25 protein-coding genes, 1 tRNA gene, 1 pseudogene and 2 riboswitches are annotated in these 24269 nt (G+C 71.0%); of the genes and pseudogenes, 18 read left to right on the forward strand and 9 right to left on the reverse strand.

Annotated elements, in window-relative coordinates:
* Positions 1 to 156: 156 nt before the first annotated feature.
* Entirely contained in the window at positions 157 to 1485 is a 1329-nt protein-coding gene (locus ACIRRU_RS07225) for a nicotinate phosphoribosyltransferase (RefSeq protein WP_403677273.1), read from the reverse strand.
* A gap of 79 nt (positions 1486 to 1564) precedes the next feature.
* Between ACIRRU_RS07225 and clpS the strand changes: the two genes are divergently transcribed.
* From clpS to ACIRRU_RS07275, 10 genes are all read left to right on the forward strand, one after another.
* Positions 1565 to 1882, forward strand: coding sequence for an ATP-dependent Clp protease adapter ClpS (gene clpS, locus ACIRRU_RS07230; RefSeq protein WP_363199746.1), 318 nt, complete (start codon positions 1565 to 1567; stop codon positions 1880 to 1882).
* Positions 1883 to 1967: 85 nt separating this feature from the next.
* Positions 1968 to 2615: a DUF2017 domain-containing protein gene (locus ACIRRU_RS07235; RefSeq protein WP_403677277.1), complete on the forward strand. Its 648-nt coding sequence runs from the start codon at positions 1968 to 1970 to the stop codon at positions 2613 to 2615.
* 377 nt (positions 2616 to 2992) lie between these two features.
* Positions 2993 to 4429, forward strand: coding sequence for an amino acid permease (locus tag ACIRRU_RS07240; protein ID WP_403677280.1), 1437 nt, complete (start codon positions 2993 to 2995; stop codon positions 4427 to 4429).
* Between the two features lie 112 nt (positions 4430 to 4541).
* Positions 4542 to 4964, forward strand: coding sequence for a M67 family metallopeptidase (locus ACIRRU_RS07245; protein WP_363199743.1), 423 nt, complete (start codon positions 4542 to 4544; stop codon positions 4962 to 4964).
* Positions 4965 to 5038: 74 nt separating this feature from the next.
* Positions 5039 to 5146, forward strand: a riboswitch (cobalamin riboswitch).
* 60 nt (positions 5147 to 5206) lie between these two features.
* The gene (locus ACIRRU_RS07250; RefSeq protein WP_403677285.1) at positions 5207 to 6247 is read left to right on the forward strand and encodes an ABC transporter substrate-binding protein; all 1041 of its coding nucleotides are present in this window, start codon (positions 5207 to 5209) and stop codon (positions 6245 to 6247) included.
* Positions 6244 to 7284, forward strand: coding sequence for a FecCD family ABC transporter permease (locus ACIRRU_RS07255; protein WP_403677288.1), 1041 nt, complete (start codon positions 6244 to 6246; stop codon positions 7282 to 7284). Before ACIRRU_RS07250 ends, ACIRRU_RS07255 begins: the two co-directional genes overlap by 4 nt.
* A 61-nt stretch (positions 7285 to 7345) precedes the next feature.
* Positions 7346 to 8143, forward strand: a complete 798-nt coding sequence (locus tag ACIRRU_RS07260; RefSeq protein WP_403677290.1) for an ABC transporter ATP-binding protein — start codon at positions 7346 to 7348, stop codon at positions 8141 to 8143.
* Positions 8144 to 8212: 69 nt separating this feature from the next.
* The gene (locus ACIRRU_RS07265) at positions 8213 to 8341 is read left to right on the forward strand and encodes a putative leader peptide (RefSeq protein ID WP_363199739.1); all 129 of its coding nucleotides are present in this window, start codon (positions 8213 to 8215) and stop codon (positions 8339 to 8341) included.
* Positions 8342 to 8440: 99 nt separating this feature from the next.
* The gene (locus tag ACIRRU_RS07270) at positions 8441 to 8728 is read left to right on the forward strand and encodes a MoaD/ThiS family protein (RefSeq protein ID WP_363199738.1); all 288 of its coding nucleotides are present in this window, start codon (positions 8441 to 8443) and stop codon (positions 8726 to 8728) included.
* A complete protein-coding gene (locus tag ACIRRU_RS07275) occupies positions 8728 to 9678 on the forward strand; it encodes a PLP-dependent cysteine synthase family protein (protein WP_403677294.1) in 951 nt (316 codons plus the stop codon). Before ACIRRU_RS07270 ends, ACIRRU_RS07275 begins: the two co-directional genes overlap by 1 nt.
* Positions 9679 to 10068: 390 nt before the next feature.
* Here ACIRRU_RS07275 and ACIRRU_RS07280 read toward each other — a convergent pair whose 3' ends face one another.
* A complete protein-coding gene (locus ACIRRU_RS07280) occupies positions 10069 to 10572 on the reverse strand; it encodes a type II toxin-antitoxin system PemK/MazF family toxin (protein ID WP_403677297.1) in 504 nt (167 codons plus the stop codon).
* A gap of 215 nt (positions 10573 to 10787) precedes the next feature.
* On the opposite strand from ACIRRU_RS07280, the gene ACIRRU_RS07285 reads away from it, so the two are divergent.
* A complete protein-coding gene (locus ACIRRU_RS07285; RefSeq protein WP_363199735.1) occupies positions 10788 to 11540 on the forward strand; it encodes an MBL fold metallo-hydrolase in 753 nt (250 codons plus the stop codon).
* A gap of 92 nt (positions 11541 to 11632) precedes the next feature.
* Here the strand turns inward: ACIRRU_RS07285 and ACIRRU_RS07290 are convergent, their stop codons facing one another.
* Both ACIRRU_RS07290 and ACIRRU_RS07295 read right to left on the reverse strand, forming a co-directional pair.
* On the reverse strand, positions 11633 to 12898 hold the full coding sequence (locus tag ACIRRU_RS07290; RefSeq protein ID WP_403677301.1) for a PTS transporter subunit EIIC: 1266 nt from the start codon (positions 12896 to 12898) through the stop codon (positions 11633 to 11635).
* Between the two features lie 264 nt (positions 12899 to 13162).
* Positions 13163 to 14422 (reverse strand): PTS transporter subunit EIIC, encoded by a 1260-nt coding sequence (locus tag ACIRRU_RS07295; RefSeq protein WP_403677304.1) that lies wholly within the window; start codon positions 14420 to 14422, stop codon positions 13163 to 13165.
* 221 nt (positions 14423 to 14643) lie between these two features.
* Here ACIRRU_RS07295 and ACIRRU_RS07300 point away from each other — a divergent pair, with 221 nt between their 5' ends.
* The 4 genes from ACIRRU_RS07300 to rdgB all read left to right on the forward strand — a co-directional run bounded on the left by ACIRRU_RS07300 (position 14644) and on the right by rdgB (position 17152).
* The gene (locus ACIRRU_RS07300) at positions 14644 to 14877 is read left to right on the forward strand and encodes a PTS glucose/sucrose transporter subunit IIB (protein WP_363199732.1); all 234 of its coding nucleotides are present in this window, start codon (positions 14644 to 14646) and stop codon (positions 14875 to 14877) included.
* A gap of 368 nt (positions 14878 to 15245) precedes the next feature.
* Positions 15246 to 15983 (forward strand): ribonuclease PH, encoded by a 738-nt coding sequence (gene rph / locus ACIRRU_RS07305; protein WP_403677306.1) that lies wholly within the window; start codon positions 15246 to 15248, stop codon positions 15981 to 15983.
* Between the two features lie 124 nt (positions 15984 to 16107).
* The gene (locus tag ACIRRU_RS07310; RefSeq protein ID WP_363199730.1) at positions 16108 to 16497 is read left to right on the forward strand and encodes a hypothetical protein; all 390 of its coding nucleotides are present in this window, start codon (positions 16108 to 16110) and stop codon (positions 16495 to 16497) included.
* 52 nt (positions 16498 to 16549) lie between these two features.
* On the forward strand, positions 16550 to 17152 hold the full coding sequence (rdgB, locus tag ACIRRU_RS07315) for an RdgB/HAM1 family non-canonical purine NTP pyrophosphatase (protein WP_403677309.1): 603 nt from the start codon (positions 16550 to 16552) through the stop codon (positions 17150 to 17152).
* Positions 17153 to 17198: 46 nt separating this feature from the next.
* Here rdgB and ACIRRU_RS07320 read toward each other — a convergent pair.
* The 4 genes and pseudogenes from ACIRRU_RS07320 to bcp form a co-directional block, all read right to left on the reverse strand.
* A tRNA-Leu gene (locus ACIRRU_RS07320) sits at positions 17199 to 17282 on the reverse strand.
* A 10-nt stretch (positions 17283 to 17292) separates the two neighbouring features.
* Positions 17293 to 17628: pseudogene (locus ACIRRU_RS07325) on the reverse strand (HNH endonuclease); the annotation flags it as partial.
* 125 nt (positions 17629 to 17753) lie between these two features.
* Positions 17754 to 19250 (reverse strand): glycine betaine/L-proline transporter ProP, encoded by a 1497-nt coding sequence (gene proP / locus ACIRRU_RS07330; protein WP_403677312.1) that lies wholly within the window; start codon positions 19248 to 19250, stop codon positions 17754 to 17756.
* 182 nt (positions 19251 to 19432) lie between these two features.
* Entirely contained in the window at positions 19433 to 19900 is a 468-nt protein-coding gene (gene bcp / locus ACIRRU_RS07335) for a thioredoxin-dependent thiol peroxidase (protein WP_363199727.1), read from the reverse strand.
* A 142-nt stretch (positions 19901 to 20042) separates the two neighbouring features.
* Between bcp and ACIRRU_RS07340 the strand changes: the two genes are divergently transcribed.
* From ACIRRU_RS07340 to ACIRRU_RS07350, 3 genes are all read left to right on the forward strand, one after another.
* On the forward strand, positions 20043 to 20363 hold the full coding sequence (locus tag ACIRRU_RS07340; RefSeq protein WP_403677315.1) for a DUF3618 domain-containing protein: 321 nt from the start codon (positions 20043 to 20045) through the stop codon (positions 20361 to 20363).
* A gap of 230 nt (positions 20364 to 20593) precedes the next feature.
* Positions 20594 to 20938 (forward strand): co-chaperone GroES, encoded by a 345-nt coding sequence (locus ACIRRU_RS07345; protein ID WP_363199725.1) that lies wholly within the window; start codon positions 20594 to 20596, stop codon positions 20936 to 20938.
* Between the two features lie 121 nt (positions 20939 to 21059).
* Positions 21060 to 21129, forward strand: a riboswitch (guanidine-III (ykkC-III) riboswitch).
* A gap of 36 nt (positions 21130 to 21165) precedes the next feature.
* A complete protein-coding gene (locus ACIRRU_RS07350; RefSeq protein WP_006124859.1) occupies positions 21166 to 21486 on the forward strand; it encodes a multidrug efflux SMR transporter in 321 nt (106 codons plus the stop codon).
* Here ACIRRU_RS07350 and ACIRRU_RS07355 read toward each other — a convergent pair.
* Positions 21480 to 23936 (reverse strand): transglycosylase domain-containing protein, encoded by a 2457-nt coding sequence (locus ACIRRU_RS07355; protein ID WP_403677319.1) that lies wholly within the window; start codon positions 23934 to 23936, stop codon positions 21480 to 21482. The genes ACIRRU_RS07350 and ACIRRU_RS07355 overlap by 7 nt on opposite strands.
* Between the last annotated feature and the right edge of the window lie 333 nt (positions 23937 to 24269).

Raw genomic sequence — 24269 nt, forward strand, 5'->3', positions numbered from 1 at the left:
TCCCGTGGACCCGGACCCCGGTGGGGCCGGGAGTCCGAGCCTAGGGACTGGAACGTCACAATCAAGCCCGTCCACGAAACCCCCGGGGCGGAACGCGGCGGTCCGTGCGCCGGGGCGAGAGCCCCGGGCCGCCCCGGCGCACGGACCGCGCCCCCCTCAGACGTACTCGGTGGGGATCACCGGCTCGCCCCGCGACAGCTGGATCGCCGACATCGGCAGCCCCGCGCGCGCGGCCACGTGCCGCTCCCGGGCCGCGTCCAGCGGCTCGCGGGCGACCACCTCGCCGCCGCGCACCAGCTCCACCAGCAGCTGCCGGCCGGCCAGCTCCGCGGGGACCGGCCCGGTGCCGATCACCTCGGCCTCGGCGGCCCCGTGCTCGTCGGTCCGGCGCGCCGCCCACTTGCGGCCGCCCCTCGACGCCTTCGCACCCAGCGACTTCTTGGCGACCGGCACCAGCGGGGCGTCCGGCTCGGCCGAACCGGCGCGGGCCACCAGCTTGTAGACCATCGAGCACGTGGGGTGCCCGCTGCCGGTGACCAGCTGGGTGCCGACCCCGTACGCGTCCACCGGCGCGGCGGCCAGCGAGGCGATCGCGTACTCGTCCAGATCCGAGGTCACCACGATCCTGGTGTCCGTGGCGCCCAGCTCGTCCAGCTGCTGCCGCACCCGGTGCGCCACCAGCAGCAGGTCGCCGGAGTCGATCCGTACGGCTCCCAGCTCCGGGCCCGCGATCTCCACGGCCGCGCGGACCGCCTCCGCCACGTCGTAGGTGTCGACCAGCAGCGTCGTGCCGCGGCCCAGCGAGTCCACCTGGGCCCGGAACGCGTCGCGCTCGGTGTCGTGCAGCAGGGTGAAGGCGTGGGCGCTGGTGCCGACGGTCGGGATCGCCCAGCGGAAGCCCGCCGCCAGGTCGGAGGTGGCGTCGAAGCCGCCGACGTACGCGGCGCGGGCCGAGGCGACCGCGGACAGCTCGTGGGTGCGCCGCGCGCCCATCTCGATCAGGCGGCGCCCCCCGGCGGCGGCCGACATCCGTGAGGCGGCGGCCGCGATGGCGGAGTCGTGGTTGAGGATGGACAGGATCACCGTCTCCAGCAGCACGCACTCGGCGAAGGAGCCCTCCACCCGCAGGACCGGCGAGCCCGGGAAGTAGACCTCGCCCTCCGGGTAGCCCCAGATGTCACCGCTGAAGCGGTAGTCCGCCAGCCAGTTCAGGGTCGGCTCGTCCACGATGCCCTGCTGGCGCAGGAAGCCGATCATCTCGTCGTCGAAGTGGAAGTTCTCCACCGCGTCCAGCACCCGCCCGGTACCCGCGACGACCCCGTAGCGCCGCCCCTCGGGCAGCCTCCGGGTGAACGCCTCGAAGACCGCGTGGCGGTCGGCGGTGCCGGCCTTGAAGGCCGCCTGCACCATGGTCAGCTCGTACTGGTCGGTGAAGAGCGCGGTCGACGGAACGCCGACCCGTCGCCCGAGGTCCGCTGAGTTCATGGCTGAGATGCTACCCCCTATTCGTCAAAGTGACGAGATGTGGGGTCCGTTTGTGCGCGGACCCCCCGCGGGTGGCAGCATGGGACAGGTGAGCGTTGCTACCCCGCTGGAGATCGAACGTCCCGACGCCGCCGAGGAGGCCTTCGCCGTCCCGGAGCCGGACGTCCCCTGGGTGACGCTCGTCCACAACGACCCCGTCAACCTCATGAGCTATGTGACCTACGTCTTCCAGGCCTACTTCGGCTACTCCAAGGACAAGGCCCACAAGCTCATGCTCGACGTGCACCAGAAGGGCCGCGCCGTCGTCTCCAGCGGAAGCCGCGAGGAGATGGAGCGCGACGTCCAGGCCATGCACGGTTACGGGCTGTGGGCCACCCTCACCCAGGACCGCGACTGACCGCCCCTGACCTCGGCTCAGCCCCGTTCGGCAGTCCAGCCCCGATCGACAGCCCCGCCCCGATCGACCCACCACCGGAGAACCCATGGCCGGCCATTTCGAGGCCACCCCAGGCGGCGGCGCCGCCGTCGCGCTCGACGAGGTCGAGATCTCGATCCTGCGCTCCCTCGCCGTCCAGCTGCTCGAACTGGTCGGCCCCGGCGACCAGCCCGCCGACGGTGAGGACCCACTCGCCGCGCTCTTCGCCGAGGGCCCCAGCGAACCGCCCTCCGACCCGGCCCTGGCCCGGCTCTTCCCGGACGCGTACGGCGGCCCCGGCGGGTCCGGAGGCTCCAACGGCCCGGGCGGCCCTGGCAGCCCCGACGGCTCCGGCGGCTCCGAGGAGGAGGTGCGGGAGCGGTCCGCCGAGTTCCGCCGCTTCACCGAGATGGACCTGCGCTCCCGCAAGCGCGAGGACGCGCTGACCGTCGTCCGCACGCTGGACGCGCTCTCGCCCGCCGGTGACGGCGGCGCGGTGCTCACCCTCACCGGCGACGAGAGCCGCTCCTGGCTCGGTGCGCTCAACGACCTGCGCCTCACCATCGGCACCCGGCTGGAGGTGTCCGACGAGGACCAGGGTGAGGGGGGCTCGCTCTACCGGCTCCCCGACAGCGACCCGCGCAAGCCCATGGTGATGGCCTACCTCTGGCTCGGCGCGCTCCAGGAGACGCTGGTCGAGACCCTGATGCCGTAACGGTCGCCGATGCCGTAACGGTCGCCCGAACGCTCCCCGGCCCGCCCACCCGCACGCCGGGCGCGCCGGTCACGATCCGTCATCCGTTCGCTCAACGGACGCTCAGATCTGTATAACGATCCCCCCAAGTGGTAAGCGGCCTTCGTTGTTGATGGAGGTGCTTGTCCGCATTTGACTGTGGGGTGCGCCACAGAATATCCCGTGGTGTCCTGTGACGGCCGTGATAAATCTGCACGACCGCCCGGGGACACCACCCCTGTTCCCCGGGGGCGCTACACGTCGGCCGAACGTCGGCAGCACTCCATCCATATCCGGGGGGATCAGGACCTGATCCGCGGCCTGAGGGCGCGGATCGGCGTGGAGAAAGGCGCACCACCATGACATCGGCGCAGGTCGACGACGGACAGGTCGACAAGGGTCGGCCCGGCGGCGACGCCGGGACCAGCGGCGAGGGATACCAGCGGGGTCTGGGAGCCCGGCAGATCCAGATGATCGCCATCGGCGGAGCCATCGGCACCGGGCTCTTCCTCGGCGCGGGCAAAGCCATCGACCGGGCCGGACCCAGTCTCATCCTGGCCTACGCCCTCGCCGGGCTGGTGATCTTCTTCATCATGCGGGCCCTGGGCGAACTCCTCATGTACCGCCCGGTCTCCGGCTCCTTCTCGGAGTACGCCCGGGAATTCCTCGGCCCGTTCTTCGGATTCGTCACCGGCTGGACCTACTGGCTCTTCTGGGTGGTCACCGGAATCACCGAAGTCACCGCCGCGGCCACCTATATGACGTACTGGTGGGACATTCCCCAGTGGCTTTCGGCCCTGGTCTTCACCGTCATCCTCTACGGCGCCAACCTGATCTCCGTGAAGCTCTTCGGCGAGCTGGAGTTCTGGTTCTCCATGGTGAAGGTCACCGCCATCGTCGGCATGATCCTCATCTGCGCCGGGGTCCTGACCATCGGCTTCTCCGACGCGGGCGACAGCGCGACCGTCTCCAACCTCTGGAACGACGGCGGCTTCTTCCCCAACGGCGTCGGCGGCATGCTGATGACGCTCCAGATCGTGATGTTCGCCTTCCTCGCCGTCGAGCTCGTCGGCGTCACCGCCGGGGAGTCCAAGGACCCCAAGACCGTGCTGCCCAAGGCCATCAACACCGTGCCGTGGCGCATCGCCGTCTTCTACGTCGGCGCGCTGATCATGATCCTCTCGGTGGTGCCCTGGTCCACCTTCAAGCCCGGCGTCTCGCCGTTCGTGAAGGCCTTCGAGGAGATGGGGCTCGGCATCGGCGCCGCCATCGTCAACTTCGTCGTGCTCACCGCGGCGCTCTCCTCCTGCAACTCCGGGATGTACTCCACCGGCCGCATGCTCCGCGACCTCGCCCTCAACGGGCAGGGGCCCCGGGCCTTCACCCGGCTGACGAAGAACGGCCTCCCGCTCGTGGGGACCACCTTCTCCGCCGCCCTGATGCTCGTCGGCGTGTGGATCAACTACCAATGGCCGGGCGAGGCGTTCAACTACGTCGTCTCCTTCGCGACCATCTCCGGCATGTGGGCCTGGATCATGATCCTGCTCAGCCAGATCCGCTACCGCCGCAAGGCGGACGCGGGGATGCTCCCGCAGTCCTCCTTCAAGGCCCCCGGCGCCCCCTACGCCAGCTGGTTCGCGCTCGCCTTCATCGGGGTCGTCATCCTGATGATGGCCATCGACAAGGACGCCCGGATCTCGCTCTACTGCGCCCCGCTATGGGCCCTGGTCCTGTTCGTCTCCTACCGGGTGCTCCAAGCCCGCAACCCGGAGAACGCCTCCTTCGGCAAGCGCTGACCGGCCGGCCGGGTCAGGCTTCCCCGGCCGCCCCGGCGGCGGACGTGTCCAGCATGCGGGCCCCCGCGTACCACCCTCCGGTACGCGGGGGCCCTCGTCCTATCCTGGCGCCATGCTGACCATCACCCGGACGCTCCACGACCAGATCGTCGCCCACGCCCGCGCCGACCACCCCGACGAGGCGTGCGGGGTCGTCGCGGGCCCGGCCGGGACCGGCCGCCCCGAGCGGTTCATCCCGATGCTCAACGCCGCCCGGTCGCCCACGTTCTACGAGTTCGACTCGGCCGACCTTCTCAAGCTCTACCGCGAGATGGACGACCGCGACGAGGACCCCGTGATCGTCTACCACTCGCACACGGCGACCGAGGCCTACCCGTCCCGCACCGACGTGACGTACGCCAACGAGCCCGGCGCCCACTACGTCCTGGTCTCCACCGCCGACACCGACGGCTCGGGCCCCTTCCAGTTCCGCTCGTACCGCATCGTGGACGGCGAGATCACCGAGGAAGACGTGCAGGTCGTCGACGCATACTGACCACCCGGGCGGCCCGCCGACCTGCCGGACAGGTCTGGCACACTGCACCCCAGACCCGAACACAAGGCAGCAGGAACCAGGAAGCCGGTGCGAATCCGGCACGGTCCCGCCACTGTGACCGGGCCGCCCCTCCCCGGCAGGGAACCTCCTGCGCGGACGGGCGGCCCGGAAGCCAGGAACTGGCCCGCCGCCTTCTCCCGCATCGACCAGGGGACGCGGAAATCCCCCGGAGAGGCCCCGCCATGCCCCGGCGCACCCCTGTGCTCACCCGCGCGCTCACGCGCACTCCCGCGCTCATAGCCGCCGCCGTGCTGCTCCCGCTCGCCCTCACCGCCTGCTCCTCCTCCGACGGCGACGCCGCCGCCACCGGGGACAAGGCCGCGGCGAAGAGCGACGGCTTCCCGTACACCGTGAAGAACTGCGGTGTCACCACGACGTACCAGGCCCCGCCGAAGCGCGTGGTCACCATGAACCAGCACGTCACCGAGATCATGCTGGAACTGGGCCTGGCCAAGTCCCTCGTCGGCACCGCCTACCTCGACGACAAGGTCCTGCCGAAGTACGCGAAGGACTACGCCTCCGTCCCGGTCATCGCCAAGGAGTACCCCTCCTACGAGCAGGTCCTCGCCGCCCGCCCCGACTTCGTCTACGGCGGCTACGCCAGCGCGTTCGCGGCGGGCGACGGGCGCGGGCGCGAGGCGCTGAAGAAGTCCGGCATCGAGACCCGGCTCAACACCGAGAACTGCGCCGGGACCGCCACCCCGATGGACACCCTCTACGAGGAGGTCCGCGAGGTCGGCCGCACCTTCGGCGTCGCCGACCGCGCCGAGGCCTGGATCGAGCGGGCCAGGACCGACAACGCCGCCACCGCCGGGAAGCTCAAGGAACTGGAGCCGGTCTCCGTCTTCGTCTACGACAGCGGTGACAAGACCGCCTTCACCGCGGGCGGCAAGGGCATCGGCAACGAGCTGATCAAGCGGGCGGGCGGCACCAACGTCTTCGCCGACCTCGACAAGTCCTTCGGGGACGCCTCCTGGGAGAACGTCGTCGCCCGCAAGCCCGAGGCGATCGTGATCTACGACTACGGCTCCACCACCGTCGAACAGAAGAAGAAGCGCCTCCTCACCGACCCGGCCCTGAAGGACGTCCCGGCGATCAGGAACCAGCGCTTCGCGGTCATGCCGCTCTCCGACGCGGTCCTCGGCGTCCGCGTCCCCGCCGCCGTCGGCAAGCTCGCGGCCCAGCTCCACCCGGAGACGGGCGAGGCGGCCCCCACCCCGTGACCTGCCGCACCCCCGCACCGCGGCGGCTGCTCCGCTACACCCTGGTGCTCGGCGCCCTCGCCGTACTCCTCGCGGCCGCCGTGCTCGCCGCCCTCGCCCTCGGCTCCGTCCGCATCCCGCCCGGCCAGGTGCTCGACATCCTGACCGGGCGGGCGCAGGCGAGCCCGTTCCGCACGATCGTCCTGGACGTGCGGCTGCCCCGGGTCGTCCTCGGCACCGTCGTCGGCGCCGGACTCGCCGTCATCGGCACCGTCCTCCAGGCCCTCGTCCGCAACCAGCTCGCCGACCCCTTCCTCCTCGGCGTCTCCTCCGGGGCCTCCACCGGGGCCGTCCTGGTGATCGTCCTCGGCATCGGCGCCTCCCTCGCCACCACCGTCACGATCCCCGCCGCCGCCTTCGCCGGGGCGCTTCTGTCCCTGCTGCTCGTCTACACCCTGGCGCGCGGCGGAGGCGGCCTCACCACCAACCGGCTCGTCCTCGCCGGGGTCGCCGTCTCCTACGTCCTGTCCGCCCTGACCAGCCTGATCCTGGTCACCTCCGCCCGCGCCGACCACCTCCAGGAAGTCCTCTACTGGACCCTCGGCGGCCTCGGCGCGGCCCGCTGGGACATGCTCGCGCTCCCCGCCGTCACCCTCGCCGTCGGCACGGCCGTCCTGCTCACCCTGGCCCGCCCCCTCGACCTGCTCCTGGTGGGGGAGGAGGGCGCGACCGTGCTCGGCCTGGACACCGCCCGCTTCCGGGCCGCCGTCTTCGTCCTCGCCTCGCTGATGACCGGGGCGCTCGTCGCGTACAGCGGGGCGATCGGCTTCATCGGGCTGATGGTCCCGCACCTGGCCCGGATGGCGGTGGGGGCCTCCCACCGCGCGCTGCTCCCGGTCGCCGCGCTCGGCGGAGCGGTGTTCCTGGTCCTCGCGGACCTGGCGGCCCGGACGCTCGCCGCCCCGCAGGACATCCCGGTCGGTGTGCTCACCGCCCTGACCGGCGGCCCGTTCTTCCTCTGGATGCTGCGCCGCAGACCGGAAGGAGCACCCGCGTGAGACCTCTTCCTGTTCGGAGCGCCGGCACGACGACCGTACGCACGCCTGAGGGAGCCCGCCCGTGACCACCCTGCGCACCGAGGCCCTCTCGTACGGGACGGGGGAGGGCCGCCACCTCGTCGACGCCGTCGACCTCGTCGCCGCCGACGGCGAGACCGTCGGTCTGGTCGGCCCCAACGGCAGCGGCAAGACCACCCTCCTGCGCTGCGTCTACGGCACCCTGCGCCCCACCCACGGCCGGGTCCTCCTGGACGGCGACGACCTCGCCACCCTCCCCGTGAAGGCCCGCGCCCGCCGGATCGCCACCGTCCCGCAGGACAGCCACGCGGGCTTCGAGCTGACCGTCGGCCAGGTCGTCGCGATGGGCCGCGCCCCGCACAAGCGGTTCTGGGAGGCGGACAGCGCCGCCGACACCGCCCTGGTCGCCGACGCCCTCACCCGGGTCGGGATCGCCGCGCTCGAACCCCGTACCTTCGCCTCCCTCTCCGGCGGCGAACGCCAGCGCGCCCTGGTCGCCCGCGCCCTGGTCCAGCGGCCCGCGCTCGTCGTCCTGGACGAGCCGACCAACCACCTGGACATCCGCTACCAGCTGGAGATCCTGTCCCTCGTCCGCGACCTGGGCACCACCAACCTCCTCGCCCTGCACGACCTGAACCTCGCCGCCTACTACTGCGACCGCCTCTACGTCCTCAAGGACGGCCGGGTCGTCGCCTCCGGCACCCCGGAGAAGGTCCTCACCGCCGAACTGCTGGGCGAGGTCTACGGTGTCGCCGCCGAGGTCAGCACCCATCCGAAGACGGGAGCCCCCACGGTCGTCTATCTCCCGCACGACCGCACCGGCGCCCGCGCGTCCGCATAGTGGTCGCTCGGCATCCGCGATGTGAGACCACCCTCGGGTTTCCGGCCGGGGAATCGATACGATGCCCGCATGGTTCCCCATGACGTGAGCGACAAGACGCCGGGCACACTGCTCGTCGCGCGGCTGCACGTCGACCTGTGCAGGCTCGCCAGCGCGATCTGTCCCGCCCGCGGCCTGCCCGTGAGCCGCCCGGCCTGAGCCGCGGTCCGCGCTTCCCGGCCACGCACCGAACCCCCCGCGCGGGGGCCCTAACGCGCGCCCCACGCCACCTCTCCGCTTCCGACAGGAGCCCACGCAATGGCCATCGAGGTCCGCATCCCGACCATCCTCCGCACCTACACCGACGGCGCGAAGGCCGTCGAAGGCAACGGGGACACCCTCGCCGACCTCTTCGCCGACCTGGAGACCCGCCACACCGGCATCCGCGAGCGCATCGTCGACGGCGCGAACGGCGAACAGCTCCGCCGCTTCGTGAACGTCTACCTCAACGACGAGGACGTCCGCTTCCTCGACGGCATCTCCACCAAGCTCAGCGACGGCGACAACGTCACGATCCTCCCGGCCGTCGCCGGCGGCATGCGCTGATGCGGTACGACTCCCCGCTGGCGGCCGTGGGGAACACCCCCCTCGTCCGCCTCCCGCGGCTGTCCCCGTCCGAGGACGTCCGTGTCTGGGCCAAGCTGGAGGACCGCAACCCCACCGGCTCGATCAAGGACCGCCCCGCCCTCCACATGGTCGAACAGGCCGAGAAGGACGGCAGGCTCACCCCCGGCTGCACCATCCTGGAGCCCACCAGCGGCAACACCGGCATCTCGCTCGCCATGGCGGCCAGGCTCAAGGGCTACCGCATCGTGTGCGTCATGCCGGAGAACACCTCGCAGGAGCGGCGCGACCTGCTCGCCATGTGGGGCGCCGAGATCATCTCCTCCCCGGCGGCGGGCGGCTCCAACACCGCCGTACGCGTCGCGAAGGAGCTGTCGGCGGAACACCCGGACTGGGTGATGCTCTACCAGTACGGCAACCCGGACAACGCGGGCGCCCACTACGCCACCACCGGCCCGGAGATCCTCGCCGACCTTCCGTCCATCACCCACTTCGTGGCGGGTCTCGGCACCACCGGCACGCTGATGGGCGTCGGCCGTTACCTCCGTGAGAACCGCCCCGGCATCCAGATCGTGGCCGCCGAACCCCGCTACGACGACCTGGTCTACGGCCTCCGCAACCTCGATGAAGGCTTCGTCCCCGAGCTGTACGACGCCTCGGTCCTCACCACCCGCTTCTCCGTCGGCTCGGCCGACGCGGTCACCCGCACCCGCGAACTCCTCCAGCAGGAAGGCATCTTCGCGGGCGTCTCCACCGGCGCCGCCCTGCACGCGGCGATCGGCGTCGGGAAGAAGGCGGTCAAGGCGGGGGAGAGCGCCGATATCGTCTTCGTCGTGGCGGACGGCGGCTGGAAGTACCTGTCGACGGGCGTCTACACCGCTGAGACGACGGAAGCGGCGATCGAAACCCTTCAGGGCCAGCTCTGGGCGTGAGCCACCGAGCCGCGCGGTTCCCCAGCAGCCCGATGGGCGACGGGTGACCGAGGGAGCCTTCTCGACGTGCCCGGCGGGTGAGCGGGTGAGGGCGGCGGCCGCCGCCCGGGACCGGGCGGCGCTCCGGACGGGACCGGTCCTGTGGGGGCCGGATCCGGGGGCGGGGTCCCGGGCACCGGGGACCCCGCCCCCGCGCCGTACCTCCGGGCCCGGCGCTCAGCCCGCCTGTTCAGCGCGTCCGAGATGCGACCCCGCCCCCGCGCCGTACCTCCGGGCCCGGCGCTCAGCCCGCCTGTTCAGCCCGTCCGGGGCGCGACCCCGCCCCCGGCCCACCGCAGGACAGCCTCACCTCGAACGGCTCCGCGGCTGCACGGCCACCGCCCCCTCGCCTCAACGCGCCAGCTTCCGTACCCGCTCCCACAGCTCCGGTTCCACCGTCCCCACCCGGCGCCGGAACTCGGAGATCCGCACCTCGCGCAGCTCATCCGTCTCCAGGAAGCTCCGCCGCCCCCGCGCGTCCCCCACCGTCCCCGCGGGCAGCGCGATCACCCCGGGCCGCTCCTCGTGATGCTTGCTGGTGATCTTGGCGACGAGCGCCGCGCGCCCCCGGCCCCGCCCCCGTACCGAGAGGACCAGGCACGGCCGGTCCTTCGACCCGGGCCCGTCCTCGTACGGCACATCGGCCCACCACACCTCGCCCGGCCGCGGCCCCCGCCCCTCGCCGCGCTCCGCCGGACCCGAGGGCTTCCCCGGGGGACGGGTCGAACCCGCCGGCCGCCCGGGCCGCCGCCGGGACCGGGGCCCGCGGTCCGAGCGCCCCCGGCCGTCCACCACCGACGCGACGAGCGCGACGAGCACCACGGCGACCAGCGCCACCCACCAGAACGTGTCCATGCCCCGACCGTACCGGCGCCCCGCTTCCATCGAACCGGTGACAGAGCAGGTGAGTTCCCCCACAACGGCAGGCAGCGAAGGAGCGACGCGGAGTTTCGCGCCTTACGCTCGACGAACCGAAAAACGTTCCCGCAGGACCGCGACGCCGCTCCGGCGGGAACCGCCCGAACCGTATGGACCCTCCCCGTCTCCCGCGCCCCGGAGGTTCACGCTCCATGAAGCTCACCGTCGTCGGCTGCTCCGGCTCGTTCCCCTCGCAGGGTTCGGCATGCTCGAGCTACCTCGTAGAGGCCGACGGCTTCCGGCTGCTCCTCGACATGGGCAACGGCGCCCTCGGCGAGTTGCAGCGCCACGTCGGTCTCTACGACCTCGACGCGATCTTCCTCAGCCATCTGCACTCCGACCACTGCATCGACATGTGCGCGTACTTCGTCGTGCGCTACTACCCGCACGGCGGTGGTCGTCCGGTGCCCCTCCCGGTCTACGGGCCCGAGGGCACCGAGCAGCGCCTGACCGCGGCCCACGGTGACACCCCCTCCGACGGGGCGATGGGCGAGGTCTTCGACTTCCACACCCTCAAGCCGGGCTCCTTCGAGATCGGCCCCTTCTCGGTCCGTACGGAGAAGCTCCGCCACCCGGTCGACACCTTCGGCATCCGGATCGAGCACGGCGGCTCCACCCTCGCCTACTCCGGCGACACCGGGAGCTGCGAGGCACTGGAGGACCTGGCCCGGGACGTGGACCTGTTCCTCTGCGAGGCGTCGTTCGTCGACGGCAAGGAGAACATCCCCGACCTGCACCTCAACGGCCGGGAGGCCGGTGAGGCGGCCGCCCGCGCCGAGGTCCGCAGACTCGTCCTCACCCACATCCCCCCGTGGACCGACGCCGACCGCAACCTCGCCGACGCCCGCGCCGCCTACCCGGGCCCGGTGGAACTGGCCGCCCCCGGAGCGGTGTACGAGGTCTGAACCCCACGCGGGCGCACGCGACGGAGCCCCCGTCCGCCGAAGAGGAGTCTTCGGCGGACGGGGGCTCCGGGGGTGCGGATGCCCGGCGGAGGCTACTTCGCCTCGGCCTTCTGCAGTTCGGCGAGCTCCTCGTCCGACTCCCGGCCCGGGGTCGGGAGGTTGAACTTGATGATCGCGAAGCGGAAGACCACGTAGTAGACCGCCGCGAAGCAGAGGCCGACCAGGACCAGCAGCCAGGGCTTCGACGCGATGCCGAGGTTCAGCAGGAAGTCGACCAGACCGGCCGAGAAGCCGAAGCCGTCCTTCATGCCGAGCGCCCAGGTCAGCGCCATGGACACACCGGTCAGTACCGCGTGGATCGCGTACAGCACCGGGGCGATGAACATGAACGTGAACTCGATCGGCTCGGTCACACCGGTGACGAACGAGGTCAGCGCGAGGGAGAACATCATGCCGCCGACGACCTTGCGGCGCTCGGGGCGGGCGCAGTGGACGATCGCGAGGCAGGCCGCCGGGAGGGCGAACATCATGATCGGGAAGAAGCCGGTCATGAACTGTCCGGCGCTCGGGTCGCCCTCCAGGAAGCGGGCGATGTCGCCGTGCTTGCCGTTGTACTCGCCCGCCTGGAACCACGGGAAGGAGTTCAGCAGGTGGTGCATGCCGACCGGGATCAGCGCACGGTTGGCGACACCGAAGATGCCCGCGCCGACCGCGCCGGAGCCGACCAGCCATTCGCCGAAGTTGTGCAGACCGGCGCCCAGGACCGGCCAGATCAGGCCGAAGAGGATACCGATGAGCAGACCCGCGAAGGCGGAGAGGATCGGGACGAGGCGTCGACCGCTGAAGAAGCCCGCCCAGTCGGGCAGCTTCGTCCGGTAGAACTTCTGGTAGAGCAGCGCGACGACGATACCCATCACGACACCGCCGAGGACACCGGCGTTGACCGGGGCGTCGTTCATCACGATCTTGCCGTCGACGACGCTGGCGACCTGGGGCAGGTTGCCGTCCGTGAAGGTGGCGAGCACCTTCTGGAAGACGAGGTAGCCGGTGACGGCGGCCAGCGCGGTGGAGCCGTCGGACTTCTTGGCGAAGCCGATCGCGATGCCGACGGCGAACAGCAGCGGCATGTTGTCGAGGAGCGCGCCGCCGCCCGCGGCCATGTAACCGGCGAGCTTCGTGATGAAGGCCGGGAACGACTCGCGGCCCAGCATGTCGTCGTTGCCGAGGCGGACCAGGAGTGCGGCGGCCGGCAGCACGGCGACCGGCAGCATGAGGCTGCGGCCGATACGCTGCATGACGGCCATCGCACCGGCGCCCTTCTTCTTCTCGGCCGCGGGTGCGGTCTCAGCCGTGGTCATCAACTTCCTCCATGGGGCACGGTGCCGCCCGGGACGATCGATGAGGGAAGGCGGCGACTCGACAAGACCCTGCGGCAGAGCGCCGTGGTCTGGACCACTCAGTGGTGTAGACCAGTTTTAACACGGTGAGGGTTAGATAAGGAACCTTCAATTCCCCATGTCATTCGCAGTAGCAGACGCGGCACGTTCGGTGACATGTCGAAGGCCCCCGGACCGGCTGGTCCGAGGGCCTCGTGAGACCGGGGTCACATCCCCGTTGTCCTGCTACTTCGTCAGATCCTTCTCCGTCTCCTTCTCGATCTCCTCCGGTTCGCGCCCCGGCGTCTTGAGGTCGAACTTGGTGATCGCGAAACGGAAGATGACGTAGTAGACGACGGCGAAGCACGCGCCGATCGGGATGATCAGCCACGGTTTCGTATCGAGATGCCAGTTGACGACGAAGTCGATCAACCCGGCCGAGAAGCTGAATCCCGCGTGCACCCCCAGCAGCCAGGTGATGCCCATCGAGGCCCCGGTCAGCACCGCGTGCACGCCGTACAGCAGCGGCGCGACGAACATGAACGAGAACTCGATCGGCTCGGTCACCCCGGTGACGAACGAGGTCAGGGCCACCGACACCATCAGCCCCCCGACCTCCTTGCGGCGCTCCGGCCGCGCGCAGTGGGTGATCGCCAGCGCGGCGGCGGGCAGGCCGAACATCATGATCGGGAAGAAGCCCGAGGTGAACTGGCCCGCCGACGGGTCCTGGGCGAAGAACCGCGAGATGTCGCCCTGCACGGTCTGGCCGTCCGCCCCGGTGTACTCGCCCGCCTGGAACCAGAAGAACGTGTTCAGGAACTGGTGCATCCCGATCGGGATCAACAGCCGGTTCGCGAACCCGAAGATCGCCGCACCCCAGGAGCCGAGGCCGATCAGCTGCTTGGAGAACCACGTCAGCCCGTCGCCCACCGGCTGCCACAGCAGCCCGAACAGGACGCCCAGGACCACGCAGAGGAACGCCATCAGGATCGGCACCAGGCGCCGTCCGTTGAAGAAGCCCAGCCAGTCCACCAGCTTGGTCCGGTGGTAGCGCTGCCAGACGACCGCGGCCAGCAGGCCGATCAGGATGCCGCCGAGCACGCCGGGGTTCTGCGGCTCACCGTCCGGCAGCTCGTCGGTGACCGTGCCGTCGATCGGGAACGCGGTCAGCACGCCCCGGTAGACCAGGAACCCGACCACGGCCGCCAGCGCGGTCGACCCGTCCGCCTTCTTCGCGAAGCCGATGGCCACGCCGATGCAGAACAGGAGCGGCAGCCCCAGCTCACCGTCGAGGATCGCGCTGCCGCCGTTGAGCAGAACCTTGGAGGTCTTATCCCAGAACGCCCCGTGCAGAGAGGACGAGAAGAGGTTGCCGAGGCTGACGAGCAGGCCCGCCGCGGGGAGGACGGCCACCGGCAGCTGAAGGCTCCGTCCGACCTTCTGCAAGCCCTGGACCGGCCCGTTCCACCATTTCTGCTGCGGTACCGCAGCGGCGCTCGAACTCATGGGCGTCCTCCCGGAACACATCACGTTTGGCGGGCGTTGCAAACTGGTGTAGACCAGTTGCGTCACGGTCCGGGCCTCGCCCTGAGGGCAGGGGGCCGGTGATCATCATCTTTCGGGATCGTCCGGTTACCCGCCCGCGAAGTTGGGCCAACCGTGCGTTACCGTGACGAAACGGACCCGCAGCGGGCGGCTGTCTGCGCGTGAGAACCAGGGAGAAGGACATGGCCACCAAGGCTGAGAAGATCGTCGCCGGGCTCGGCGGTATCGACAACATCGACGAGGTCGAGGGCTGCATCACCCGCCTCCGCACCGAGGTCCACGACCCGAGCAAGGTCGACGAAGCCGCGCTGAAGGCCGCCGGCGCCCACGGCGTCGTCAAGATGGGCTCCGCGATCCAGGTCGTCATCGGCACCGACGCCGACCCCATCGCCGCCGACATCGAAGACATGATGTGACCTGCTGACCCGAAGGCGTCCGCTCCGCGGTGCGCCCGGCACCCCGGTGGCCCGGTACGTGGTCGAGCCGCCGCGCCGGAGGGCCCGGCAGCCCGGTACGCGGCCGAGGCGCCGGTCACGCCGCGCCCGCCGGTACGCCACCGCGCCCGCCGCGACGACGGGCGGCCCGCGCACCCCGTCGGCCCCGCACCCACCCCGGGCGCGGGGCCGACGCCGTACCCGCACCCAGCCCCGTACGGCGGACAGCTCCACCCGCCCCTGTACACCAAGCGACCCCGCCCGCCCCGGACCCCGCTCGGCGCATCCCCCGTACGGCCGCCCACCGCACCCGAACGGACCTGCCCCCGCCAACGGATAGGGTCGGGCGCATGTCTCGCATCGACGGCCGCACCCCCGAACAGCTCCGCCCCGTCACCATCGAACGCGGCTGGAGCAAGCACGCCGAAGGCTCAGTCCTCATCTCCTCCGGCGACACCAAGGTCTTCTGCACCGCCTCCGTCACCGAAGGCGTCCCCCGCTGGCGCAAGGGCAGCGGCGAGGGCTGGGTGACCGCCGAGTACTCCATGCTGCCCCGCTCCACCAACACCCGCGGCGACCGCGAAGCCGTACGCGGCAAGATCGGCGGCCGCACCCACGAGATCAGCCGCCTGATCGGCCGCTCCCTGCGCGCGGTCGTCGACTTCAAGGCCCTCGGCGAGAACACCATCGTCCTGGACTGCGACGTTCTCCAGGCCGACGGCGGCACCCGCACCGCCGCCATCACCGGCGCGTACGTCGCCCTCGCCGACGCCGTCAGCTGGGCCCAGGGCAAGAAGATCGTCAAGTCCGGACGCAAGCCGCTCACCGACACCGTCGCCGCCATCAGCGTCGGCATCGTCGACGGCACCCCCCTCCTCGACCTCTGCTACGAGGAGGACGTCCGCGCCGAGACCGACATGAACGTCGTCTGCACCGGCGACGGCCGCTTCGTCGAGGTCCAGGGCACCGCCGAGGGCGCCCCCTTCGACCGCAAGGAACTGGGCGCCCTCCTCGACCTCGCCACCGCGGGCTGCGTCGACCTCGCCACGCTCCAGCGCAACGCACTCGCGAACACGCAGAACGCGTAGCGACCCGCCTCCTCCGGGTAAAGAAGCAACCAAATCCGCACCACAGAGCGTCGTAACAAGCACGGACGCACGGGTCGAACCGTGCGTCCGTCCACGTAACGACCCCCGGGGAGGGACCGCACCCATGGCTCCGCGCCGCCACCGACGTATCGCACTCGCCACCGCCGCCACCCTGCTGACGCTCACCACGGCCGTGGGCTGCGCGGGCCTGGACAAGGCGCTCGACTGCGTCCGCACCGCCGACGCCATCGCCACCAGCGTCAACAACCTCCAGCAGGCCCTCTCCAACGCCTCCGAGGACATCACCCAGGCCTCGGAGTCCCTGGACGCCATCGACCGCGAGCTGAAGAAGCTCGACGACACGACGGACAACGCCGACCTCTCCAAGGCGGTCGACGAGCTCCAGGCGGGCGTCACGGAGGTCCGCGGATCCATCGAGGCCGGCGACGCGACCCCCGACATCACCCCGGTGACGGACGCGGCGACGGAGATCGGCAAGGTCTGCACGCCGTAGTCCCACGGGCGGGGGAGGGGCCCGGCGTGGGTGGGGAGCGACAATGGGGCCCATGAAGCGCCTGATCCTCGCCACCCGCAACGCCGGGAAAATCACCGAACTCCACGCCATCCTCGCCGACGCGGGACTCGACCTCGACCTCGTCGGCGCGGACGCGTACCCCGACATCCCCGACGTCAAGGAAACCGGCGTCACCTTCGCCGAGAACGCGCTCCTCAAGGCCCACGCGCTGGCCCGCGCCACGGGCCACCCGGCCGTCGCCGACGACTCCGGCCTCTGCGTCGACGTCCTCGGCGGCGCCCCCGGCATCTTCTCGGCCCGCTGGTCCGGCACCCACGGTGACGACCAGGCCAACCTCAACCTGCTGCTGGCCCAGCTCGGCGACATCGACACCCCGCACCGGGGCGCCTACTTCGCCTGCGCCGCGGCCCTTGCCCTCCCCGACGGCACGGAACGCGTGGTCGAGGGCCGCCTGAACGGCATCCTGCGCCCCGCCCCGTCGGGCACCAACGGCTTCGGCTACGACCCGATCCTCCAGCCGGAGGGCGAGACCCGTACGTGCGCCGAGCTGACCCCGGCGGAGAAGAACGCGATCAGCCACCGGGGGAAGGCGTTCCGGGCGTTGGCACCGGTGGTGCGGGAGCTGGTGGGATAGGGCGTCAAAAGGGGCCGTCCCGATCAGGACGGCCCCTTCGTGAGCGTGCGGCCGGTGGGATTCGAACCCACACAGGATTTCTCCCAGATGCCCCTAAAACACCCGCCGATACCAGTTTGGCTACGGCCGCGCGGCAGATCTCAGCTTACTGCCCTCCGCCGAGTGAGTGCGGTGCATATCAGGGAGAGATCCTCAGGACAGCGACCCCTGCACCAGGTGCTGGTCACCGCGTGACAGTTCGGGCACGGGAGCCGCAGATTCTCCCTGCGGTCGTCGCTCCGGTCGCCGTTGATGTGGTCCACCTCAAGTGTCATGGGCCTGCCCAGCCAGAGCGCGTGGGTTCCGCACTCGGCGCACTCCTCCGCGAGGCCGGCTTCTCGTAGCGCCCGCCGCAAGAGGACCGTCTTCGTACGGCGATTCCCCTCGTGCTTCACCGGGACCTGTTCAGCGGTCCTGATCGGGGTGGGTCCGGCTCGCCTCGGCAACGCCTCCGAAGGCGTTCGCGGCGGCGACGCGGCATCCGCCAGCCGCTCACGTGTGTACGGGCCGTTCCGTCGAGGGAAGTCGAGGGGGAAATCGAGGGAAGGGGCGAAGGCGTGCGTCAGAACTTCGGGTCCGGTGCCTGGGCCTGGACCAGTTCCGCTGCCTCCTCGTCCGTCTCCACCGACGGCGGCGAGCCGATCAGGGGCTGCTGGGCGGTCTCCTTCATGCAGGCCACCGCGATCACGCCGACCAGGGCAGCCGCCATCGCGTAGTACGCGGGCATCAGGTTGGAGCCGGTCCAGCTGATCAGGGCGGTGATCACCAGCGGGGTCGTGCCGCCGAAGAGCGACGCGGAGAGGTTGTAGCCCACCGACAGCGACCCGTAGCGGACGTTCGTGGGGAACAGGGCGGGCAGCGCGGCCGACATCGTGCCGAGCATGCAGACCAGGGAGAGGCCCAGCATCAGCATGCCGATGGTGATCGGGAGGATGCCGTCCACCCGGATGAGGAGGAAGGCGGGGAGGGAGAGGAAGAGGAAGCCCAGCATCCCGGTCATCAGCAGCGGCTTGCGGCCGAAGCGGTCCGAGAGCTTGCCGACCTGGCTGATGATCGCCATCAGGAACACCATCACCGCCAGCAGGATCAGCAGCCCGTGCGTCTCGCTGTAGCCGAGTTCGTCGGAGAGGTACGTCGGCATGTACGACAGCAGCATGTAGTCGGTGATGTTGTACGCGCCGACCAGGCAGATGCACAGGATCAGCGTCGGCCAGTACTGCCGGAAGATCTTCGCGAGGTCGCCCTTGGCCGTCGTCTCGACGCCGTCCGCCGCGTCGCTCGCGTGGGCCGTGCCGCCCTCCAGCTTCTGGAAGGCCGGGGTCTCGTCCAGCTTCAGCCGTAGGTAGAGGCCCACTAGGCCCAGCGGGCCCGCGATGAGGAACGGGATGCGCCAGCCCCAGGACTCCATCTGCGCGGTGTCCAGCAGGGCGTACAGGGCCGTGACGAGCCCGGCGGCCCCGACGTACCCGGCCAGGGTGCCGAACTCCAGGAAGCTGCCGAAGAAGCCGCGGCGCTTGTCGGGGGCGTATTCGGCGATGAACGTGGACGCGCCGCCGTACTCGCCGCCCGTCGAGAAGCCCTGGAGCATCCGGAAGAAGATCAGCAGGGCCGCGGCCCCGATGCCGATCGTCTCGTGCGACGGGATGAGGCCGATGGCGAAGGTGCTGATCGCCATCAGGATCATCGTCAGCGCGAGGACCTTCTTCCGGCCGATCTTGTCGCCCATGGGGCCGAAGAACATGCCGCCGAGCGGCCGCACGAGGAAGGCCACCGCGAAGGTCGCGAAGGAGGAGAGGAGCTGGGTGGTGTCGTTCCCGGACGGGAAGAACACATGGCCGATGGTGACGGCGAGGTAGGAGTAGATCCCGAAGTCGAACCACTCCATGGCGTTGCCCAGGGAGGCGGCCTTCACGGCCCGCTTGACCGAGGCGTCGTCCGTGACGGTGATGTCCGTCCTGCGCAGCCGCGGGTTCTGGCGTTTGCGGATGGCCCGGAAGAGCGCGGGGTGACGTTTGACCGCTGCTGGGTCGGCCGCCTGGTGGGGGTCGGGGGCCGCCATGGCCGGGGTCCTTTCCTCGATGGGTGTTCCAGGAAAGGCTTCTGCGCTGTCATGGCGGCCGCAAACCGACTTCACCCGCCGATGGGATCTCCCTCACACGATCTCGACACCTCGCGGCGGTTTCGGCGGGCGGTTCCGGCGCCCGGTACGGGCCGGGCGCCCGGCCCGTACCGGGGCGTCCGTCAGATGCCCAGATCCCTGATGATCTTGGCTACATGGCCGGTGGCCTTCACGTTGTAGAACGCGTGCTCGACCTTGCCGTGCTCGTCGACGACGACGGTGGAGCGGATGACGCCCGTCACCACTTTGCCGTAGAGCTTCTTCTCGCCGAAGGCGCCGTACGCCTCCAGGGTCTTCTTGGCCGGGTCGCCCACCAGAGTGACCTTGAGGTCTTCCGCCTCGCGGAACTTCGCGAGCTTCTCCGGCTTGTCGGGGGAGACGCCGATGACGTCGTACCCGGCGTCCGCCAGCAGGTCGAGGTTGTCGGTGAAGTCGCAGGCCTGCTTGGTGCATCCGGGGGTAAGAGCGGCCGGGTAGAAGTAGACGATGACCTTGCGGCCCTTGTGGTCCGCGAGCGAGACCTCGTTGCCGTCGGCGTCGGGAAGGGCGAAGGCGGGAGCGGTGTCGCCGGGCTTGAGTCGCTCGCTCATGTGGTTCTCCTCGGGTGGCGCACGGGTCGGACGGGACCGAGGGTAATAGGGGTGCCGCCGGGTGTGCGGAGGTTCGAGCTGACAGACTGTCGACGAAGACCCAGACGAAGGTTTACCGGACGACGACCACGGAGGCGGCGCAGTGTCGGATGCCAGGACCCCTGCGCAGATCGAGGCGGACATCATCAGCAGGCGGGCGCAGCTCGCTGTGGTGCTCGACGAGATCGGCGTGCGGGTACACCCGAAGACGATCATCGGAGACGCCAAGGCGAAGGCGGCCCAGTCCGTGGACCGGACGGCCGGCCGCGCGTTCGTCGCGGTGAACCGTTCGGTGGCGGATGTGAAGGCCCAGTTCGTCGCGGAGGACGGCTCACCGCGGTTGGAGCGGGTGATCCCCGCGGCGCTGCTGGCGGTAGGCGTGGTGGGGCTGCTCACCGTGTCGTGGCAGCGCCGCCGCTCCTGATCTACCGGTCGGGATCGCCGCTCCTGGTCCGCCGGTCGGGGCCGCCGCTCCTGGTCCGACGGTCGGGGCCGCCGCTCCTGGTCCGACGGTCGGGGCCGCCGCTCCTGGTCCGACGGTCGGCGCCGCTCCTGGTCCGCCGGTAGGGGTCGCGGGTGCCGCGCCGCCCGGAGCCGTGCGTGATCCCCTACCCGGGGGCGTACGGCCTGGGGCGCGGCAGGTAGGTTGCGGGCGTGAGCGAGAACACCACCCACGACGACAAGCTGCCCATCCGGATGCTGCACGACCGGGTGCTGGTGCGGAACGACACCTCGGAGGGTGAGCGGCGCTCCGGCGGCGGCATCCTCATCCCGGCGACGGCGGCGGTGGGCCGCCGCCTGGCCTGGGCCGTCGTGGTCGCGGTCGGGCAGAACGTCCGGACCGTCGAGCCCGGTGACCGGGTGCTGTACGACCCCGAGGACCGTGCCGAGGTCGAGGTGCGGGGCGTGGCGTACGTGCTGATGCGGGAGCGGGATCTGCACGCGGTGGCCGCTGACCGGTTCGAGGGGTCGGTCGACTCGACCGGGCTGTATCTCTGAATCTGCCCACCTCCCACCTCCTCTCCGCGTCTCCCGCCTCCGGCCGCGGCCCCAGCCGGCGGCTGATGGCCGGAGGGCGGTTGAGCGCGTGAGGGCCTGGTGACCGGTGTCACCAGGCCCTTTCCCGTTTCTTGCTACGCTGGGACCTCCCGACGAGACGCGCCGTACCGGGTTGGCAAAGACGACGCACCCGTTCTGTTCGCGAGGTTTCGTCGGAGGTGCCTGTCATGGCGTGGGTTCTGTTGGTCGTCGCCGGTCTGCTCGAGGTCGGCTGGTCGATCGGGATGAAGTACACCGAGGGGTTCACCCGGCTGTGGCCGAGCGTGTTCACGGGCCTCGGGATCGTCGCGAGCATGGTGCTGCTGTCGCACGCGGCGAAGACCCTGCCGATCGGTACGGCGTACGGGGTGTGGGTCGGTATCGGCGCGGCCGGTGCGGCGATCCTGGGCATGGTGGTGCTGAACGAGCCGGTGACGGCCGCCCGGATCTTCTTCGTGTGTCTGCTGCTGGTGGCCGTGGTGGGGCTGAAGGCGACCTCCGGTCACTGAGCCCCGCCCCCGGGGCGGTCAGCGGCCGGGCCGGTGCTTCCCCCGCCGCCCCCGCCGTTCCTGTCGCCCCCGCCGGTCCCGCCGTTCCGGGCGGCTGTGGGGGAGCCGGTGGTCCCTGGACCGCTCGGAGGGCGGCCGGAGGAGGAGGCGGCGGGCGCGGACGGGATCGTCGTGCGGCCGGGTGTCTCGTTCCCGGTGTCGGCGCTGCCGTCCCCGGCGCCCTCGCCCTCTCCCTCGCTCTCGGTGTCCGTACCGTCCCGGGAGCTTCCGGTGTCCGTGCCGTCCCCGGAGTCCTCGGAGTCTCCGGAGTCCTCGTCGGCCGACGGTGCGTCTCCCTCGCCGGTGTCCGGGGCGTCGGTGTCCGGGACCTCCCCGTCCGGAACCTCCCCGTCCGGCGCCTCGGAGTCCGGCGCCGGTTCCAGGTCGAACTCCTGGGCCGGGGAGGAGTTCAGCGCCGCTCGCGTGTAGGCGGCCCAGGTTTCGGCGGGAGCGCCGCCGCCGTTGACGCGGTCCAGGCCGAAGGCCCCGTACAGCGGGGTCTGGGCGCCGGTGTCCGGGTCCTGGCCCAGGACGGCGACGACGGTCGCCAGGTCGGGGGTGTATCCGGCGAACCAGGCGGCCCGGTCCTCCTCGGCGGTGCCGGTCTTGCCGACGGCGGGGCGGCCGACCGCCTGGGCCGCGGTGCCGGTGCCGCCCTCCACCACGCTGCGCAGGACCGCGGTCGTCGTGTCGGCGGCCTCCCGGGTGACGGCCTGTTCGGTGGTGCGCTCGGGCAGGTCGACCTCGGTGCCGTCCTTGGTGACCTCGTCGACGAGGACGTGGCGGCCGTGCCGGCCGTGGTCGGCGAGGGTGGCGTACGCCTCGGTCATGTCCAGGACGCTGGCGTTGGCGGTGCCGAGGGCGATGGAGGGGGCCGCGGTCAGGTCGGGGGTGTCGGTGGGGACGCCGAGGGCGACCGCGGTCCGGCGCACCTTCGCCGGGCCGACGTCCTGCGCCATCTGCGCGTAGACGGAGTTGACGGACTTGTCGGTGGCGGTGCGTACGGTGATGGAGCCGTAGTCGGTGTCGTCCTCGTTGGCGGGGGCGTAACCGGTGTCGCCCCGGGGGCCGGTGACGGGGCGTTCGTTGGACCCGTCGTAGACGGTGTTGGGGGTGATGGGCCGCCCGTCGCCGGTGGTGGAGCCGTTGACGAGGGCGGAGGTCAGGACGAACGGCTTGAAGATGGAGCCGACCTGGTAGTCGCGGCGGGTCGCGTTGCTGACGTACTGCCTGGTGTAGTCGACGCCGCCGTACAGGGCGACGACCGCGCCGGTGTCGGGAACGATGGAGGCCCCGCCGACGCGGACGTTCCGGTCGACCTCGCGTTCCTGGCTGGTCCGGGCCATGACGTTCGCGTCGACGGCCTCGACGAGGGCGTCCTGTTTGGCCCGGTCGAGGGTGGTGGTGATGCGGTAGCCGCCGAGGGCGAGGGTCTTGGCGTCGAGGATGCCGCGGCGGGTCAGGTAGTCCTCCACGGCCTGCACGATGTAGCCGCGCTGCCCGGAGAGCCCGGTGGGGCGCTTGGCCTTGCCGGGTGCGGGGAACCGGGTCGTCGCCTGTTCGGCGGCGTCGAGCCAGCCCTCCTTGACCATGCCGTTCAGGACGTACTTCCAGCGGCGCAGCGCAGCCGGTCCGTTGTCGGGGTGGGCGACGACGTCGTAGGCGCTGGGGGCGTTGAGGAGGGTGGCGAGGTACGCGCCCTCGGCGGTGGTGAGGTCCTCGACGTTCTTGCCGTAGTACGCCTGGGCGGCCGCCTGGATGCCGTAGGCGTTGCGGCCGAAGTAGCTGGTGTTGAGGTAGCCCTCGAAGATCTGGTCCTTGCTCGTCTCGCGGTTGAGCTTGACCGCGATGAAGAGTTCCTTGGCCTTCCGGACGAGGGTCCTCTCCTGGCCGAGGTAGTAGTTCTTGACGTACTGCTGGGTGATGGTCGAGCCGCCCTGGGTGCCCTTGCCGGTCACGGTGTTCCAGCCCGCCCGGAAGACCGCCCGGACGTCCACGGCGGGCTGGGAGTAGAAGTCGCGGTCCTCGGCGGCCAGGACGGCCTGCTGGACGGTCGGGGGGACCTGGGAGAGCTTGACCTTCTCCCGGTTGACCTCGCCGTCGCGGGCGATGACGCTGCCGTCGTTGTAGAGGTAGACGTTGGACTGGGCGGCGGCGTCGGCGTTGGCGGCCGGGATGTCCACGAGGTGGTACCCGGCGATGAGCCCGCCGCCGATGAGGAGTGCCAGGCCCAGCAGGGTCCCGAGGACCATCCGCCAGGTGGGGACGGCGCGCCGCCAGCCGGTGCGCCGGGGCCGTCTCGTCCGGCCCTTGCGCGGCGCCCCTCCCGGGTGCGGGGACCCGGCGGTTCCGGGGTCGGCCATCGCGCCCGAGGGGTCGCGGGGGGCCCAGGTCTGCGGCTCGTCGCTCATGTCGGTGGCGCTCCTCGGACGTGGACGGTGCTCCTATACTGCCCGTTTGATGCCGAAAACTGGCGTTACGTCAGGTTCGTTCCCTCCTCCGGTCGTCCCGTCGGTATCCAGCCAGGGGAGCGCGCGGTGTCGTCCCGTCGGTGCTCCGTGAGGAAGCGCGCGGGGCGTCTCCTGCGGTCGTTTCGCCGGGGATCGTGCGAGTCCCCGCCGGCCGTCGTCCCGAAAACCGGTCGCGGCCGCCCCGGCGCCGCACTAAGGTCGGGCGCTTTGGTGTCGGACGCTTCTGTCGGGCGCTGTGGTGTCGGGAGCCGCTGGGCGGCGGGGAGGGGGCGG

The sequence above is a fragment of the Streptomyces sp. NPDC101181 genome, assembly GCF_044767975.1.
Taxonomy (GTDB): Bacteria; Actinomycetota; Actinomycetes; order Streptomycetales; family Streptomycetaceae; genus Streptomyces.

Bases quoted from the DNA above. Each gene is read 5' to 3' on its own strand.
- ACIRRU_RS07265 (WP_363199739.1), top strand. From the start codon at position 8,213: ATGGTTCCCCATGACGTGAGCGACAAGACGCCGGGCACACTGCTCGTC.
- bcp (WP_363199727.1), bottom strand. From the start codon at position 19,900: ATGAGCGAGCGACTCAAGCCCGGCGACACCGCTCCCGCCTTCGCCCTT.
- ACIRRU_RS07350 (WP_006124859.1), top strand. From the start codon at position 21,166: ATGGCGTGGGTTCTGTTGGTCGTCGCCGGTCTGCTCGAGGTCGGCTGG.
- ACIRRU_RS07250 (WP_403677285.1), top strand. From the start codon at position 5,207: ATGCCCCGGCGCACCCCTGTGCTCACCCGCGCGCTCACGCGCACTCCC.
- ACIRRU_RS07270 (WP_363199738.1), top strand. From the start codon at position 8,441: ATGGCCATCGAGGTCCGCATCCCGACCATCCTCCGCACCTACACCGAC.
- ACIRRU_RS07290 (WP_403677301.1), bottom strand. From the start codon at position 12,898: ATGACCACGGCTGAGACCGCACCCGCGGCCGAGAAGAAGAAGGGCGCC.
- ACIRRU_RS07355 (WP_403677319.1), bottom strand. From the start codon at position 23,936: ATGAGCGACGAGCCGCAGACCTGGGCCCCCCGCGACCCCTCGGGCGCG.
- ACIRRU_RS07310 (WP_363199730.1), top strand. From the start codon at position 16,108: ATGGCTCCGCGCCGCCACCGACGTATCGCACTCGCCACCGCCGCCACC.
- clpS (WP_363199746.1), top strand. From the start codon at position 1,565: ATGGGACAGGTGAGCGTTGCTACCCCGCTGGAGATCGAACGTCCCGAC.
- ACIRRU_RS07235 (WP_403677277.1), top strand. From the start codon at position 1,968: ATGGCCGGCCATTTCGAGGCCACCCCAGGCGGCGGCGCCGCCGTCGCG.
- ACIRRU_RS07225 (WP_403677273.1), bottom strand. From the start codon at position 1,485: ATGAACTCAGCGGACCTCGGGCGACGGGTCGGCGTTCCGTCGACCGCG.
- rdgB (WP_403677309.1), top strand. From the start codon at position 16,550: ATGAAGCGCCTGATCCTCGCCACCCGCAACGCCGGGAAAATCACCGAA.
- ACIRRU_RS07245 (WP_363199743.1), top strand. From the start codon at position 4,542: ATGCTGACCATCACCCGGACGCTCCACGACCAGATCGTCGCCCACGCC.
- ACIRRU_RS07300 (WP_363199732.1), top strand. From the start codon at position 14,644: ATGGCCACCAAGGCTGAGAAGATCGTCGCCGGGCTCGGCGGTATCGAC.
- proP (WP_403677312.1), bottom strand. From the start codon at position 19,250: ATGGCGGCCCCCGACCCCCACCAGGCGGCCGACCCAGCAGCGGTCAAA.
- ACIRRU_RS07280 (WP_403677297.1), bottom strand. From the start codon at position 10,572: ATGGACACGTTCTGGTGGGTGGCGCTGGTCGCCGTGGTGCTCGTCGCG.
- ACIRRU_RS07285 (WP_363199735.1), top strand. From the start codon at position 10,788: ATGAAGCTCACCGTCGTCGGCTGCTCCGGCTCGTTCCCCTCGCAGGGT.
- ACIRRU_RS07240 (WP_403677280.1), top strand. From the start codon at position 2,993: ATGACATCGGCGCAGGTCGACGACGGACAGGTCGACAAGGGTCGGCCC.
- ACIRRU_RS07295 (WP_403677304.1), bottom strand. From the start codon at position 14,422: ATGAGTTCGAGCGCCGCTGCGGTACCGCAGCAGAAATGGTGGAACGGG.
- ACIRRU_RS07275 (WP_403677294.1), top strand. From the start codon at position 8,728: ATGCGGTACGACTCCCCGCTGGCGGCCGTGGGGAACACCCCCCTCGTC.
- rph (WP_403677306.1), top strand. From the start codon at position 15,246: ATGTCTCGCATCGACGGCCGCACCCCCGAACAGCTCCGCCCCGTCACC.